This is a genomic window from Streptomyces yunnanensis, assembly GCF_029011865.1.
Lineage (GTDB): Bacteria > Actinomycetota > Actinomycetes > Streptomycetales > Streptomycetaceae > Streptomyces > Streptomyces yunnanensis.
On the sequence record NZ_CP095749.1, the window covers coordinates 3,028,960 to 3,043,132 of the forward strand.

Here is a 14,173-nt window from a genome sequence, read left to right on the forward strand (position 1 = left end):
CCTAACCGTCAACGTCGTCAGAGCCGCTGTCAATGATGCGTCGTGTTGCGCTGCTCGGCGTCGTCGTAGGCTTCCTTCGTCTTCTTGGACTTCTGACCGAACTCGTCGATCAGATCCGTGATCTTCTTGACGATGTTGTTCTGGATGTACTGCTGCATCTCGGTATGAGCCTTGTGCATGTCCTTCTGCTCACCGAATGAGTTCCCCAGGGCTTTGTCCGGCAGATACGTCTGGTTCTTGGCCCTGTCGTTCGGACCGCCCATGTCCTTCAGGATCTGGTTGAGCTCCTTCACCAGTTGGTCGAGAGCGTCCAGATTTACGCCGTATTGATCAGCCATGCTTGGCCTCCCCGTGTGATGTCAATCCAGTCTTGCGGCGCCAGTCGCGCAGGGCGATCGAGGAGCCCACGACCGCGCCGACGGCCAGAAGGCCGCCGCCGACGATGAAGATGGAGATGCGGGCGCGTCGTTCCTCGGTGGTTTCGCCGAGGGTGGCGACGGCCGGCAGGATCTGGGAGCCGTTGGCCACATCGGACGGTTTGTCCGGCGTGGGTGCGGCGGTCGGTCGGGTGTCGTCGTTGAGGGCGGCGACCGGGTCGATGACGCCCCAACCGATGTAGTCGTCGTGGCCCCGGCGGACGCGCTCGGCGGTCTGCTCAAGGTGCCAGATGATCTCGCGCGGCCCCCACTTGACCTTGTCGTCCTGGTGCTTGGCGATCAGGAGGGCGGCCGCTCCGGCGGCATACGGGGCGGCGAAGCTGGTGCCCTGGTCGACGCAGTTGCCGCCGAGCGGGACGGTGGAGACCATGTCGACGCCGGGTGCGGCGATGCTGACGAAGGAACCGGGCTGGGAGAACACGGCGCGCTCGTTGTTGCGGTCCGAGGCGGCGACGGCGAGCACGTTGTCGTAGTACTTGCTGTACGCGGCCGGGTAGATGTTCTTCTCCTCGCCGCTGGCGCCGCTGTTGCCGGCCGCGGCGACGATCAGGATGCCGGCCTGCTGGGCCCTCTTCACCGCCTGCTCAAGCAGACCCAGTTGGCCCCTGCTGGCGTCGGCGCCCTGCGAGATGTTGATGACCTGGACCTTGGCGGCGATCGCGTCGTCAATGGCCTTGGCGAGGGTGTCGGCGGTGCCGGCCTTCTCGTCGCTGGTCTGCTGGAACGGCAGGATCGTGGCCTTGGGGGCGAGGCCGAAGAAACCGGAGGTCGCGCTGGGGCGGGCCGCGATGATGCCGGCGACCTTGGTGCCGTGGCCGACCTTGTCCTGCGTGGGCTTGCCGCCGACGTACGTCTTGCCGGGGCCCTCGATGGCGTCCTGGAGCTGCTTGTTGCCCGCGTCCACGCCGGTGTCGATGACGGCGACCTTGATGCCCTCGCCCTTGCCGCTCGCCCACATCTGGTTGGTGAGCAGACGCTGGAGAGACCAGGGGGTCTCCTTGATGTCGTCGGTGCCGAACTTGCACTCACCGCTCTGCAGCGGCGTGTTCGTATCCGCTACCGCCGGTGCGGCGGCGGCACTCGACAGGCCGACGATGCACGCCGCCGTGACCAGGGCGCCCGTCGCGCGGCGGCGATGCCCGGTTCGTAGACCAATGGCGCGAGATCCCACGGGTTTTCTGCTCTCCATAGCGGTTGGATGGGCCGAGACGAGGGGTTGCAGGAAGACAGGAGATGGGAGGAGAAGGGAGGAGGTGAGACGACAGGGACAAAGGAGGTGAGGAGGCGACCGAATCGAGGAACGGCGGGTGAGGAATCGGTGACGATGGGAGGAAGGGTTGTGAAGGCGTCACCCGAGACATCCCCGGGACATCCCCGAGGCATCATCGGACGGCAGAAGGGCGAGCGCACTGGTGCAGCGCGCTCGCCCTCATAGACACTGTGCGAGCCGTCGGGGGCTGCTCAGCCGTGTGCCGTCTGTGCCATGCGGCCTCGCGGGATGCGAGGTCAGCCGTTCCAGATGCTGGCGTTCTTGCTTTCGGTGCTCTGGTAGTTCTGAGCGGCCGTGTCCAGCGCCTTGGCGATGGCTTCGAGCGTCTGCTGCAGGTGCTGGGCACGCTGGTCCCACTCACGCTGGCGGGCCTGGTAGCCCTCCTGCGCGGCACCTTCCCAGCTGGAGGCGATCCGCTTGACGCCGGCCTCGAGGTCATCGAGCTGCTGGCGAACATTGTTGGCGGTCTGACGAACGTCGGAACTCGCCTGGCTGATCGTCTGGAAGTTGACCAGAATCTGGCCGGACATGGGGTCTCCTCAGGAGTTGAAGCTGTCTAGTCGATTCACATGCCGTGGCGGCGGACCGGAATCGGAACCGATCTGCCAGGCCGCGGCGGGGTGGGCACGTGCGCCGGGTCAGCGGCGCGGCCTCATCATCCGAACGGGGAAGCCTGGGCGGTGACGTGCGAGATCGACTGAGCCTGCTCCTCTTCGGAGGAGGTGTAGTTGCCCGTGGTCTGGTCGATCGCTTCCTTGATCTCAGCCAGCAGCTGGTTGATCCGGTTGGCGTCCTCGTTCACCTGCGACTGCAGGTTGTGGTACGAGGAGGCCGCCTGGCCCTTCCAGCCGGAGGTGATGGAGTCGACGACCGTCTGCAGGCGCTGGATCTCCCCCCGGATCGACTGGTTGACCGAGTCGATCTTGCCGCTGAACGCGACCATCTCCTCGTGCGTGGTTGTGAACTGACCAGCCATGGTCAACGTCCCCCATGAGACTTGTACGTCGGCCGCGCGGCGCCGGCGAGGCAGTGCGCGGTTGGCATCTCCTGCTGACGCCTCCCGCCACATTACCTACTCCACACGTCTGTTCCCAACAGGGGGACGGCTGTTGTGACGGGATCACAACAATGTCAACTGGGCGGCAGGAAACCGCCGTTCGGTGGAAACGGGCAGATGGGGTGGTTTCGGTCAGGCGGTAGTGAAGGTTCCGGGGAGATGTTGGCGGCTCCGGGAGGGTGTGACGGCGTCCGGGAGCGGTCGCGCGGTGGCGTCGGCGGCCACCGGGGGCGCGTCGCGGGGCCTGCGCGCCGGCAGTGGACAGGCCGCCCCGGCGGGGCGCAGTGCGGCACACGGGGGCGACGGCAAAGAGGCCGCGCCCGGCGCCCCCGTGAAGGGTGCCCGGCGCGGCCTCATACGGTCCGAGAGTGGCCGACAGCGGCCCCCCGGCCCTAGGACGCCTGCGGCTTGCTCGCGCTCGCGACGTCCAGCTGCGGCCCCGCGGAGAGCAGCTTCGACCACGCCTCCAGCATGAGCGGCGGGTGCGCGTCGCCGTAGCCGAGGTGGATCTGCGCCTGGTCCTGCTCCTGCTTGTCGTTACCGGCCTTGGAGGCGGAGTCGTTGTTCCGCGGGATCGAGTAGCGCAGGCCGGTGTCGGTGACCAGGAAGAGGCTGCCGGAGTTCGCCTTGGGGTTGGCGACCTGCTCGTACAGCAGGCCGCTGCCGGGGGTGACGTAGGTCGAGGCACCCGGGGCGATCTTGGCCGGGTAGTCCTTGCCGACCCAGGTGCCCATGCTCGGGAGCCCGTTGGGGTAGCCGAGCTGTTCGACGCCCGGGTACTTGTTGTTCGTGCCCTTGTAGACGCTGCAGGAGACACCGTTCGACGTGGGCGCGCCCAGGCCGCCGGTCTGGGAGCCGTGCGTGAAGTCGTTGGCCGCGGTGACGGTCTCCTTGGGCCACGGGTTGTCCAGGTCCGTGCCCGGAATCTTGCCGGCGAAGACGAACGGGCGGTTGTCGGTGCCCAGCCTGGGGTGGGTGATGCTTCCGGTGGCGACGTTGATCGGTTGCAGCGCCTTGCCGCTGCTGCCGTTCACGGCCGCCGCGTTGGGGCCCTGCTCCAGGAGGTTGGCCACGAAGTTGCTGACCTGTGAGACTCCGTTGAGTTGGACCACGTACTTCTGACCGTTGCCGTCCTGGAGGATCGAGCCGACCTTGCGCGCCGCGGCCGGGACGTCGTCGAAGGGGTACGGCTTACCCGCGTTGTCCATGGTCGGCATGCCGATCGGGAACGGGCTCTTGATCAGCGTGTTCATGAACTCGGCGGAGACCTTCTGCGGTTCCGCCTGGGAGCCGAAGACGATCCGCCGCAGGGTGCGGTCCGCCTCGACGTCGGCGTGCTTCAGGCCGGCTTTCGCCTCCCTCATCCCCTGAACCACGTCGGCGATCATCTGGAACGCGAACCCGTTGCTGTCCACCAGCCACGGCACCCCGTCGGGGTCCTCGACGTACAGGGCCTGGTGGAAGTCGAGCTTGCCCTTCTTGGTGTTGTCGATGTCCAGCTTGTCCTTGCCGTCGAGGACGAAGACGGCCTGCTGGCTCTTGCTGTTCTCGCCGCTGCCGGGGCGGTCGCACACCGCCCAGGTCTTCGGTTGGTCGACCGTCTTCGCGGTGGGCAGTCGGTCCGGGGCGTACGGGATGCCGACGGCCGGGCCGTGCGCCAGCTTTCCGTCCAGCTCCGATTCCTTGACCTTGACGACCTGGAACTTCTTCGGGTCGAGAAGAAGCTTGGCCGAGGCGAGATTCAGAACGGGGTGCAGCAGATTCTGCTTTTGGCCGTTTGCGTCCTTGCTCGGCAGAACGACATAGCGTGTGGTGGATTCATCACCGACGAGGACATTTGCTCCCACCTTGTCCCATCCGGGCGGGGCAACCGGCTTGACGATGCCGCAGGCCCCGAATCCCACGAGCATCACGACCCCCATCACCACGCTGGGCAACACCGCCTTCAGCGGCTTGGGCGCGCTTTCGATCGAGCCGTTCGGCAGCGGCTTCAGAAATGCCGCATTCGTGCGCTTTCGAGCGAACGAATACGCATTCAGCTCGTCCCGACGTGATGCCATTGTTGCTTTCTCTCCCCGCCTGTTGGATCCACATCGACCGCCCCCGGCACTCACGCCGTAGCGCCCTCTACTATGCCGTGTATCGATCGAGCCGTACGGTACGGGTGCCACCTTCCAACGCACCAGTCCGAGAAGCGGCAGCCGATTCGCCTAAGGCACACCACCAGTAGAGGAGCAGGCCGGGGGATGTCCAGCGCCACCAGGGCTCGACGCCGCAATGGGCGGCAACAGCAGCAACAGCCTTCCGCTGCACCGCAGAACGCGGGAAATGGGGGCCAAAACGGTACAGCTCCGGGCAATGCAGGAAGTGGCGGTCGGGCCGCGGCCGGGCCGGTGTCGCCCCGGCTTCGTCAGCAGGCCGGAACCATCGGCGGCGTCCGGGTCCAGCAGCTGGCCATCATCGAACTCGCCGCGGCGCTGGTGCTGGTGGGCCTGTCGATGCACAACGCGGTGGCGCTGACCGTTGCCGGTGTGCTGGCGGTCGTCCTCGTCGTCTTCGCGCTGGGCCGGCGCCGGAAGATCCCGCTGCCCGAGTGGATCACCACCGTGCGCGCGATGAACCGCCGCAGCAAGAACGCCGGCGACAACCTCGCCGCCACCCAGGGCGTCGACCCCGCCTTCGCCCCCCTGGTGGAGTGCGAACCGGCGCTGCGCACCTACGAGTACACCGACAACGAGCAGCGGAACATCGGCTTCGTCGGCGACGGCACGTTCCTCACCGCGATCGTCCAGGTGGACGCCCGCGACGAACCGCTGCGGCCGCAGCGCGGCAGCCACATGGTCCCGCTGGAGGTGCTGCACACCGCACTGGACGTCGAGGACATCCACCTGGAGTCGGTGCAGTTCGTCCAGTACACCCAGCCCGCCCCGGCGCCGCACCTGCCCGAGCAGGCGGTCGCGGCCCGCTCCTACGCGCCGCTGCAGGCCCAGTCGCAGACCCCGGCGGTCCAGCTGACCTGGATCGCGCTGAAGCTGGACCCGGAGCTGTGCGCAGAGGCGATCGAGGCCCGCGGCGGCGGCATGGACGGCGCCCAGCGCTCCCTGCTGCGCGCCGCCGACCAGCTCGTCAGCCGCCTCACCTCGCTCGGCGTGCGCGCCAAGGTGCTCGACGAGCGCGAGGTGGTGGCCGCGGTCGGCACCGCGGTGTGCGTCAGCCCGCGGGCCGCGAACGGCGCGATGGGCCGGGACGGCCGGGCCGCCCGCCGCACCCAGGAGACCACCCGCGCGATGCGCTGCGACGACCGTTGGCACACCACGTACTGGATCGGCCGGTGGCCCCAACTCGGCCTGGGCGGCGCGCCGTTGGCCGCCATCACCCAGCTGCTGACCAGCACCCGGGCGATGGCCAGCACCTTCGCGCTGACCGCGACGCACGGCGGCGGCCGACTGCCGGCCATCTCCGGCTACATCCGGCTGTCGACCCGTAGTGACAACGAACTCTCCGCCGCGCAGGACGAGTTGGAGCGCCGTTCCGGCTCGGTCAAGGTCGGGCTGGTCCGCCTCGACCGCGAGCAGCTCCCCGGCCTGCTGGCCACGCTTCCCCTCGGAGGTACCCGCTGATGGGCACTCCCACGTATCAGCCCCGTGTCAACGTCAGCGGCAGCGGCTGGCGCAACCCTCCGACCGGCGGTCCCGCCGACGGCGCGCGGCGGCCCTCGCACCAGCCGCGTCCGGACGAGGACCAGTCCGGGCCGACCGGGCCGAAGCCGCGGCCGGGCTACGGTCTGCGCGGCCCGCGGCGCAACCCGCACGTGCTGACCGCCGAGTCGCTCGCGGCACTGACCCTGCCGGTCGGCGACGACGGCGTCATCATCGGCATCGACCCGCAGAACCAGCCCGCCGTGCTGAGCCTGGTGCGTCCCGCGCCGATGGAGATCGTGCTGGTCGGCAGCATGTGGATGGCGCAGGTGCTGGCGCTGCGCACGGTCGCCACCGGCGCCCGGGTCGCGGTGGAGACCGCCCGGCCGCCGGCCTGGGGCCAGATGGCACAGGCCGCCGGCGGCGGTCAGCAGTGCGTCTCGGTCTTCGACGTGCGCCAGATCGCACCGCAGGGACCGTCGGTTTCCAGCCCCGTTCTGGTCGTCCGCGACATGGGCGCGCGCCCGCCGCGCAACCAGCTGGCGCCGAGCCCCTGGCAGACCGTGCTGACGGTGCTGCCGTTCCTCGGCCCCCGCTCGCCGCAGATGCTCGGCCGGGCGGACCTGGTCGGTCTGCAGCGGCTCTCGCCCGAAGAGGCGGAGGTTGTGACGCGGATCATGCGGCTGCCGGAGAACGTCGGCGCGGTGCTGCCGACGCTGAGCGACAACGCCATGCTGTGGTGCCGTCGGGACGGCGACCACCAGTTCGTCATGACCCAGCCGACCGAGGCGGAGACCAACCTGCTGGGCGGCCCGCGCCGCATGGACTGACCGCCCACACCGGCCGGTTGTCCGCGGGCGCCGCGTGCGCCCGTTGCACCACCGGCCGCCGGACACGAGCTACGGGCGCACCCACGGGTGCGCCCGTAGGCGTGCGACCGGGCTTGAAGACGACATGGCATCGACTGCCGTTATGGGCCGACTGTTGATTAGGCTGTGGGGAGAGCCGCAGAAGCACATCACATCGGCAGTGCACGACGGCAGTCGATACGGGGATGGAGACTTAGCAGTGGTGGCGCAACCCCGGGTGGCGTGCTCCGACTTCCGATACATCCGATCGATCCGCCTGTATCCGGTCCTGCCGTTCAGGTGCGTTGCAGTAGACCAGGAGGCACAGTGAGAGACCAGGAGGCTTTCCGCCCGGACGGGAACGATCCTGACGACGACCAGTCCGAGTTCGACCTGACCGGTGAGTTCAAGATCGATTTCGCGGCTCCGGCCTGGTACGGCAGCAACGACACCAGTGGTGGTGCGGGCATCGCGGTCTCCCCCGCGACGCCGCCCGCGGGCGCTCAGAGCGCGACCCCGCCGCCGACCGGCCAGCCGCTGTCCGGGCCGCCCGCCCAGGGCGCCCCGGTCCCCGGCGTGCCGCAGCAGTCCGCGCCCGATCCGACCGCGCCTCCCGGCTTCCCGACGCTGCGTCCGCAGGACGCGGGCGCCGACGCCCCGGCCGCTACGTCCGACGGTCCGTCGGCTCCCGTGGCCGCCGGTGCCGCCGGCCCCGCCGCGGCCGACGACGACGCCAACGTCCGTTCCGGCACCGGGCCGGACCCCTCGGCCTCCCTCTGGGACGACGACGAGGACGACGCGCCGGCGGCGCCCGAGACGCAGGCCGCCGCGGCACCGCAGCCGCAGCCGGAGGCCGCGCCGGCCGCCCCCGTGGACGCCGCCCCGGCGCCCGAGGGACAGCCCGCGCCGGCTCCCGGGCCGGATGCCTCCGCCGCGGCCGCGGCAGCCGCCGCAGCGGCCGCCCAGCCGGTTGCACAGCCCGTCCAGGGACAGCCGCCGGCCCAGCCGCTGCCGCCGCAGCAGCAGGCCCCGGTCGCGGGTGTGCCGCAGCAGGGCGTCGCCCCGCAGGCCGCACAGGCCCCGCAGGCCCCGCAGGCCATGCCGCCGCAGCAGGGGGCGCCGCACGGCGTTCCCGCGCAGGGTGCGCCGTGGGCCGGTGCGGACGGGCAGCAGCCGGGCGTGCCCGGTCAGGGCGCCCCGGCACAGGGCGGACTGCCGCCGCTGCCGCCGGAGTTCCAGCCCGCCGACCCGCGCATGGCGCAGGCGCAGGCCGGTCAGCAGCCGCCGGCCGCGCCCCAGCAGGCGCATCCCCAGCAGCAGCCACAGCCGCAGGTCCAGCCTCAGCAGGCCCAGCCGCCGCAGCAGCAGGGTTATCCGCAGCAGCCGCAGCAGGCCGGCTATCCGCAGCAGCAGGGCGGCTACGGCTATCCGCAGCCCGCGTACGGCTACCCCCAGCAGGCCCAGCCGCAGCCCCAGCAGCCGCAGCAGGCCCAGCCGCAGCCCAACGCCCAGCCGCAGCAGCCCGCTTACGGCTATCCGCAGCAGGGCTACCCGCAGCAGCCCCAGCAAGCCCAGCAGCCGCAGCAGGCCCAGCCCGGCTACCCCCAGCAGGGGCAGCCGGTGCAGCAGGGTCACCAGGGCCAGCCGGGACAGCAACAGCAGCCCCCCGGCCAGCAGTTCGGCGACCCCAACGCGGCGGCCAACTACGCCCAGTACTCCCAGCCGGGCCAGCAGCAGCCGCAGCGGGCCACCCCGGGTGCGCCGCTGGGCTACAGCGCCGCGGTCGAGCTGACCTCCGACCGCCTGCTGCGCAACCAGCCCAAGAAGCGCAAGCCGGGTGCCAACGCCCAGCCGTCCAAGTTCAAGTTGGGCGCGAAGAAGGAGATGGAGGAGCGCCAGCGCAAGCTGGAGCTGATCCGTACGCCGGTGCTCTCCTGCTACCGGATCGCGGTGATCAGCCTCAAGGGCGGCGTCGGCAAGACCACGACGACCACCGCGCTGGGCGCCACCCTGGCCTCCGAGCGGCAGGACAAGATCCTGGCGATCGACGCCAACCCGGACGCCGGCACGCTCGGCCGACGGGTCCGCCGCGAGACCGGGGCGACCATCCGCGACCTGGTGCAGGCCATCCCGCACCTGCACAGCTACATGGACATCCGCCGGTTCACCTCGCAGGCCCCCTCGGGCCTGGAGATCCTCGCCAACGACGTCGACCCGGCCGTCTCCACGACGTTCAACGACGAGGACTACCGGCGCGCGATCGACATCCTGGGCAAGCAGTACCCGGTCATCCTCACCGACTCGGGCACCGGTCTGCTCTACAGCGCGATGCGCGGCGTCCTCGACCTCGCCGACCAGTTGATCATCATCTCGACCCCGTCCGTGGACGGTGCGAGCAGCGCCAGCACCACCCTGGACTGGCTCTCCGCGCACGGCTACGCCGACCTGGTCCAGCGCGGCATCACGGTCATCTCCGGGGTCCGTGAGACCGGCAAGATGATCAAGATCGAGGACATCGTGTCGCACTTCGAGACCCGCTGCCGCGGCGTCGTCGTGGTGCCCTTCGACGAGCACCTCGCCGCCGGCGCCGAGGTGGACCTCGACATGATGCGGCCGAAGACCCGCGAGGCGTACTTCAACCTCTCCGCCCTGGTCGCCGAGGACTTCGCGCGCCAGCAGCAGGCGCAGGGGATGTACGCCCAGGCGCAGATGGGCCAGCAGCAGATGGGCGGCGACCCGTACGCCCAACAGGCCCAGCAGGACCCGTACGCGCAGCACCAGGACCCGTACGCCCAGCAGCAGTACGCCCAGCAGGCGCAGCAGCAGGTCCCGCAGCAGGGGCAGCCGCCGGCCGGCTACCCGCCGCAGCAGGGTGGCTGGCAGCAGCAGCCCCCCGCGCAGCCGCCGGCCGGCTGGCAGCAACAGCCCGCCCCGGACGCGCCGTTGCCGGAGCAGGGCGGCTGGACGCAGCAGCCGCCGCCGCAGTGAGCGCGGCATGAACGAAGGGGCGGGGCCCGGCAGTTGACTGCCGGGCCCCGCCCCTTTGTGCGCCGTGTGCGGGCGCCCGGTGCGTCAGACCAGTCCGGAATCGGCGATCAGCCCGCGGGCCTGCTTCACGTCGACCGCCATCCGCTCCAGCAGCGCATCGAGGGTGTCGAACTTCTCCTGGCCCCGGATGTAGGAGAGGAAGTCCACGGCGACGTGCAGCCCGTACAGGTCGAGCCCGACCCGGTCGATGGCGTACGCCTCCACCGTGCGCACCTTGCCGTCGAACTGCGGGTTGGTGCCCACCGAGACGGCCGCCGGCATCGCCTCGCCCTCGACGTGCAGCAGCCCCGCGTAGACCCCGTCGGCCGGGATGGCGGTGTGCGGCAGGGTCTCCACATTGGCGGTGGGGAAGCCCAGTTCGCGGCCGCGCTGCGCCCCGCGGACGACCACGCCCTCGACCCGGTGCGGCCGGCCCAGGACCTCGCGCGCGCCCGCCACGTCGCCCTCGGCGACCAGACGGCGGACCAGCGTGGACGAGAACGGCTCGCCGTCGCCCGCGGTGCCGCGCTCGAAGAGGTCGATGACCTCCACCGTGTAGTCGTAGGTCCGGCCCAGCTCGGCGAGGGTCTCGACGGTGCCCTTGGCCTTGTGGCCGAAGCGGAAGTTCGGGCCCTCGACGACGACCTGCGCGTGCAGCTTGTCGACCAGCACCTTCACCACGAAGTCGGCGGGCGCCAGCTGGGAGAACTCCTTGGTGAACGGGAGCACCAGCACCGCGTCCACGCCCAGGTCGGCCATCAGCTCGGCCCGCCGGTGGTGCGGCGCCAGCAGCGGCGGATGGGTGCCGGGGCGGACCACCTCGCTCGGGTGCGGGTCGAAGGTGACGACCACGGCGGGGATCCCCAGCTCACGGGCACGGGCCACCGCCCGCCCGATGATCAATTGGTGGCCGCGGTGCACTCCGTCGTACGAGCCGATGGTGACGACGCTGCGTCCCCAACCCTCGGGGATGTCCTCCAAGCCACGCCAGCGCTGCACTGTGCCCGCTCCTCGCCCGAACTCTTGTCCGTCCACTGCGCCATTTCGGCATGGCGCAGGTCTAAGACTGCCATGCCGGGAGCGCGGGTTCGCGCGAAGGGTGGCCTGGCCGCTGTTGCATCGGCCACGCCGCGGGGCCGTCCGGCCATCGGCCGGTTTCCGCCGCGGTGCCCTGCGGGCCCGGCACCGGTCCCCGAGCACCGCTCCCCCGGCCCGCCGCGGCCCGCCGCAGCGCCGCCGGCTCGTCCTCGGCGAGCGCGTCCAGCAGCTCCACGGCCCGGGGGTGGGCGGCCCGGGCGAGCGTCTCGACGAGGGCGTCCAGCGCCCGGGCGCGATGGGTGTGCAACAGGGCCTGCGCGGCGTCCGCGACGGTGATCACATGGGGCGCGGCGGGTGCCGTCCGGAGCGGGCGGGTGTCGTCGAACCAGTCGCACAGCAGCGGCTGGATCCGCTCGGGGTCGGCCTTGAGCAGTTCCGCCACCAGGTCCAGGAACCGCCCGGGGCGGAGCTCCGCGGCGCCCGGGCGGAACGCTTCTGCGCCCCCTTCGGGCGGCCCCGCGGGATCGCCGTCGGCCCCTGGCCGGGCGTCCACCCACCTGTCGTCCGCGCGCCCGTCCGCCCCCGCGTCGGCGGCGTGCACCCGGACCCGCGGCGGCCGGGCGAAGGACCGCGACGGCCGCCCGGCCCGCGCGGCCGGACGCGGCCCGTCGGCCGGCAGCAGTCGGCGCAGCAGTTCCAGCCGGTCCGCCGCGGCCAGCGCCAGGCACCGCCAGAACACCGGCCCGAAGACCTCCAGCCCGGTGCCCGCGAAGCCGCCCGCCGCTGCCGCCCGCTCGGTGATCCGGTCGGCGAGCAGCCGCAGCACGCCCAGATACGGCGTGGCGTCCGGCACCCCCAGCAGGACCCCGCTCAGCCGGCCGGCCGCCGCGCCACCGGCCGCCGCCCCGGTCGCGGCCCCCACCAACTCCCGCCACTCGACGGGAAGTTGCTCCTCCACGCGGTCACCGCCGGCCGAACCGGCCACACCGTGAGCACCTGCGCGGGGCCACCCGCCCGCGCTTCCGTACGCGCCCCTGTCGAGCCCCCCGTACACGTCCTCGTACGCCTCTGTGTCGGCGTCCAGCACCACCATCCGCGAACCTCCCCACCCGTTACCGTGCGTGCTCATGGGCGACGACGGTAGACAGACAGTGATCTTCGCGACAGGGCGCACGGCGAACGCGCCCCCTTCCGCGCCGTGATTCACTCCGAGCGCCTGCTCGGTGGGGTGAATCATGAGAACGCGCTGGACAGAGTCTTGGCGAGGGGGATGGTGGAGCGCGGGCCGAACGCTCCGCGCCCATCCGCACGGCCCGCGTTCCACCACTCCCCCGAAGCACGCGGAGGTCGGGCCGGGGCGGCCCGCCCGGGTCCGGCGCCCGTCCCGCCCTCCGGAAGGACGACGGGACGGCGCGGACACGACCTAGGCGAAGACCGCCAGGCTCTTGGCCCGCCCGCCCTGGTTCTCCACCAGCGCCAGGAACGTCCCGTCCGGCCCGAAGGCCGCCACCGGGCCGTCGCCCTCGAAGAGCGGCATCGGGACCCGCGCACCGTTCAGCAGCAGCCGGGACTGCGCCTCGGGGACGTCCCAGCGGGTGAACGCGGCGGCCGCGGCGTCCCCGAGGGGCATGACCGGCAGACCGTCGCCCTCGGGGTCGTCCACCGCCGCCTGGAGCTGCTCCAGCGTCCGCGCCTGGTCGAGCTTGTACGGGCCGACCCGGGTGCGGCGGAGCGCCGTCAGATGGCCACCCACGCCGAGCCCGGCGCCCAGGTCACGGGCGAGGGCGCGGATGTAGGTGCCGGAGGAGCAGACGACGGAGACCAGCACGTCGGTCACCGGGGTGCCGTCGTCGGCCTCGGACTCGTGCACGGAGTGCACCACGAACGAGGAGATGGTGACCGGCCGGGCCGGGATCTCCACGTCCTCGCCGTCCCGCACCCGCTTGTAGGAGCGCTTGCCGTCGATCTTGATGGCGCTGACCTTGGACGGCACCTGCATGATCGCGCCGGTGAGCTCGGCGACCCCGGCGTCGATGTCCTCCCGGGCCAGGCCGTGCGCCGCCTTGGACGCGGTGATCTCGCCCTCGGCGTCGTCGGTGATCGTGGTCTGACCCAGCCGGATCGTCCCGACGTATTCCTTCTCCGTCAGCGCGAGGTGCCCCAGCAGCTTGGTGGCCCGCTCCAGGCCGAGGACCAGGACACCGGTCGCCATCGGGTCGAGGGTGCCGGCGTGCCCGACCCGTCGGGTACGGGCCATCCCGCGCATCTTCGCCACGACGTCGTGCGAAGTGAAGCCGGACGGCTTGTCGACGATGACAAGGCCCGCCCGTCGCCCACCACCCTTGCCAGAGAGCGCTGCGCGCTCGCCCTCCTCGATGGGCTTGTTGCTCTGCCGCTTCATTCTGCCGCTGCGTCCTCGTCGTCCTCGTCGCCGCCCGGCTTGCGGTACGGGTCCGCTTCACCGGCGTACTTGGCGCCCGACGACGCCTGGCGCACCTGGGCGTCCGAGGCCCGGGCCCGGTCGAGCAGGTCCTCGATCGTCTGGGCGTTCTCCGGCAGGGCGTCCGCGACGAACGTCAGCGTCGGCGTGAACTTGGTGCCGGCCGCCGCACCGACCGCGGAGCGGAGCACGCCCTTGGCGCTCTCCAGCCCGGCGGCGGCACTGGCCCGGTCCTCGTCGTCTCCGTAGACCGTGTAGAAGACCGTCGCCTCCCGAAGGTCACCGGTGACCCGGGTGTCGGTGATGGTCACGTGCGTGCCGAGCCGCGGGTCCTTGACGCCGCGCTGCAACTTCTGGGCGACCACCTCCCGGATGAGGTCCGCCAGCTTCTTCGCCCGCGCATTGTCGGCCACTGGTC

The 14,173-nt window shown here is 71.3% G+C and carries 12 protein-coding genes; 3 read left to right on the forward strand and 9 right to left on the reverse strand.

Annotated features, from left to right (window positions below):
- Positions 1-29: 29 nt before the first annotated feature.
- The 5 genes from MOV08_RS13065 to MOV08_RS13085 form a co-directional block, all read right to left on the reverse strand.
- Entirely contained in the window at positions 30-338 is a 309-nt protein-coding gene (locus tag MOV08_RS13065; protein ID WP_275307570.1) for a hypothetical protein, read from the reverse strand.
- Entirely contained in the window at positions 331-1,608 is a 1,278-nt protein-coding gene (gene mycP, locus MOV08_RS13070) for a type VII secretion-associated serine protease mycosin (RefSeq protein ID WP_275307571.1), read from the reverse strand. Before mycP ends, MOV08_RS13065 begins: the two co-directional genes overlap by 8 nt.
- A 335-nt stretch (positions 1,609-1,943) precedes the next feature.
- Positions 1,944-2,237 carry a WXG100 family type VII secretion target gene (locus MOV08_RS13075; protein ID WP_039632272.1) on the reverse strand — a complete coding sequence of 98 codons (294 nt, stop codon included), beginning with the start codon at positions 2,235-2,237 and terminating at the stop codon, positions 1,944-1,946.
- A gap of 125 nt (positions 2,238-2,362) precedes the next feature.
- Positions 2,363-2,683 (reverse strand): WXG100 family type VII secretion target, encoded by a 321-nt coding sequence (locus tag MOV08_RS13080; protein ID WP_039632274.1) that lies wholly within the window; start codon positions 2,681-2,683, stop codon positions 2,363-2,365.
- 473 nt (positions 2,684-3,156) lie between these two features.
- A complete protein-coding gene (locus MOV08_RS13085; protein ID WP_275307572.1) occupies positions 3,157-4,824 on the reverse strand; it encodes a type VII secretion protein EccB in 1,668 nt (555 codons plus the stop codon).
- A 333-nt stretch (positions 4,825-5,157) separates the two neighbouring features.
- Between MOV08_RS13085 and eccE the strand changes: the two genes are divergently transcribed.
- The 3 genes from eccE (at position 5,158) to MOV08_RS13100 (ending at position 10,238) form a co-directional block, all read left to right on the forward strand.
- Entirely contained in the window at positions 5,158-6,384 is a 1,227-nt protein-coding gene (gene eccE / locus MOV08_RS13090; RefSeq protein ID WP_275307573.1) for a type VII secretion protein EccE, read from the forward strand.
- Entirely contained in the window at positions 6,384-7,232 is an 849-nt protein-coding gene (locus MOV08_RS13095; RefSeq protein ID WP_067346524.1) for a hypothetical protein, read from the forward strand. Before eccE ends, MOV08_RS13095 begins: the two co-directional genes overlap by 1 nt.
- A 345-nt stretch (positions 7,233-7,577) precedes the next feature.
- On the forward strand, positions 7,578-10,238 hold the full coding sequence (locus MOV08_RS13100) for an SCO5717 family growth-regulating ATPase (RefSeq protein ID WP_275307574.1): 2,661 nt from the start codon (positions 7,578-7,580) through the stop codon (positions 10,236-10,238).
- An 84-nt stretch (positions 10,239-10,322) separates the two neighbouring features.
- Here MOV08_RS13100 and MOV08_RS13105 read toward each other — a convergent pair whose 3' ends face one another.
- The 4 genes from MOV08_RS13105 to rbfA all read right to left on the reverse strand — a co-directional run bounded on the left by MOV08_RS13105 (position 10,323) and on the right by rbfA (position 14,168).
- Positions 10,323-11,276: a bifunctional riboflavin kinase/FAD synthetase gene (locus MOV08_RS13105; RefSeq protein ID WP_039632283.1), complete on the reverse strand. Its 954-nt coding sequence runs from the start codon at positions 11,274-11,276 to the stop codon at positions 10,323-10,325.
- Between the two features lie 61 nt (positions 11,277-11,337).
- On the reverse strand, positions 11,338-12,444 hold the full coding sequence (locus tag MOV08_RS43830; RefSeq protein ID WP_338057158.1) for a hypothetical protein: 1,107 nt from the start codon (positions 12,442-12,444) through the stop codon (positions 11,338-11,340).
- Between the two features lie 294 nt (positions 12,445-12,738).
- Positions 12,739-13,716, reverse strand: coding sequence for a tRNA pseudouridine(55) synthase TruB (truB, locus tag MOV08_RS13115; protein WP_275307575.1), 978 nt, complete (start codon positions 13,714-13,716; stop codon positions 12,739-12,741).
- Complete coding sequence (gene rbfA, locus MOV08_RS13120; protein WP_016571772.1) at positions 13,713-14,168, reverse strand: 30S ribosome-binding factor RbfA; 456 nt, start codon at positions 14,166-14,168, stop codon at positions 13,713-13,715. Before rbfA ends, truB begins: the two co-directional genes overlap by 4 nt.
- Between the last annotated feature and the right edge of the window lie 5 nt (positions 14,169-14,173).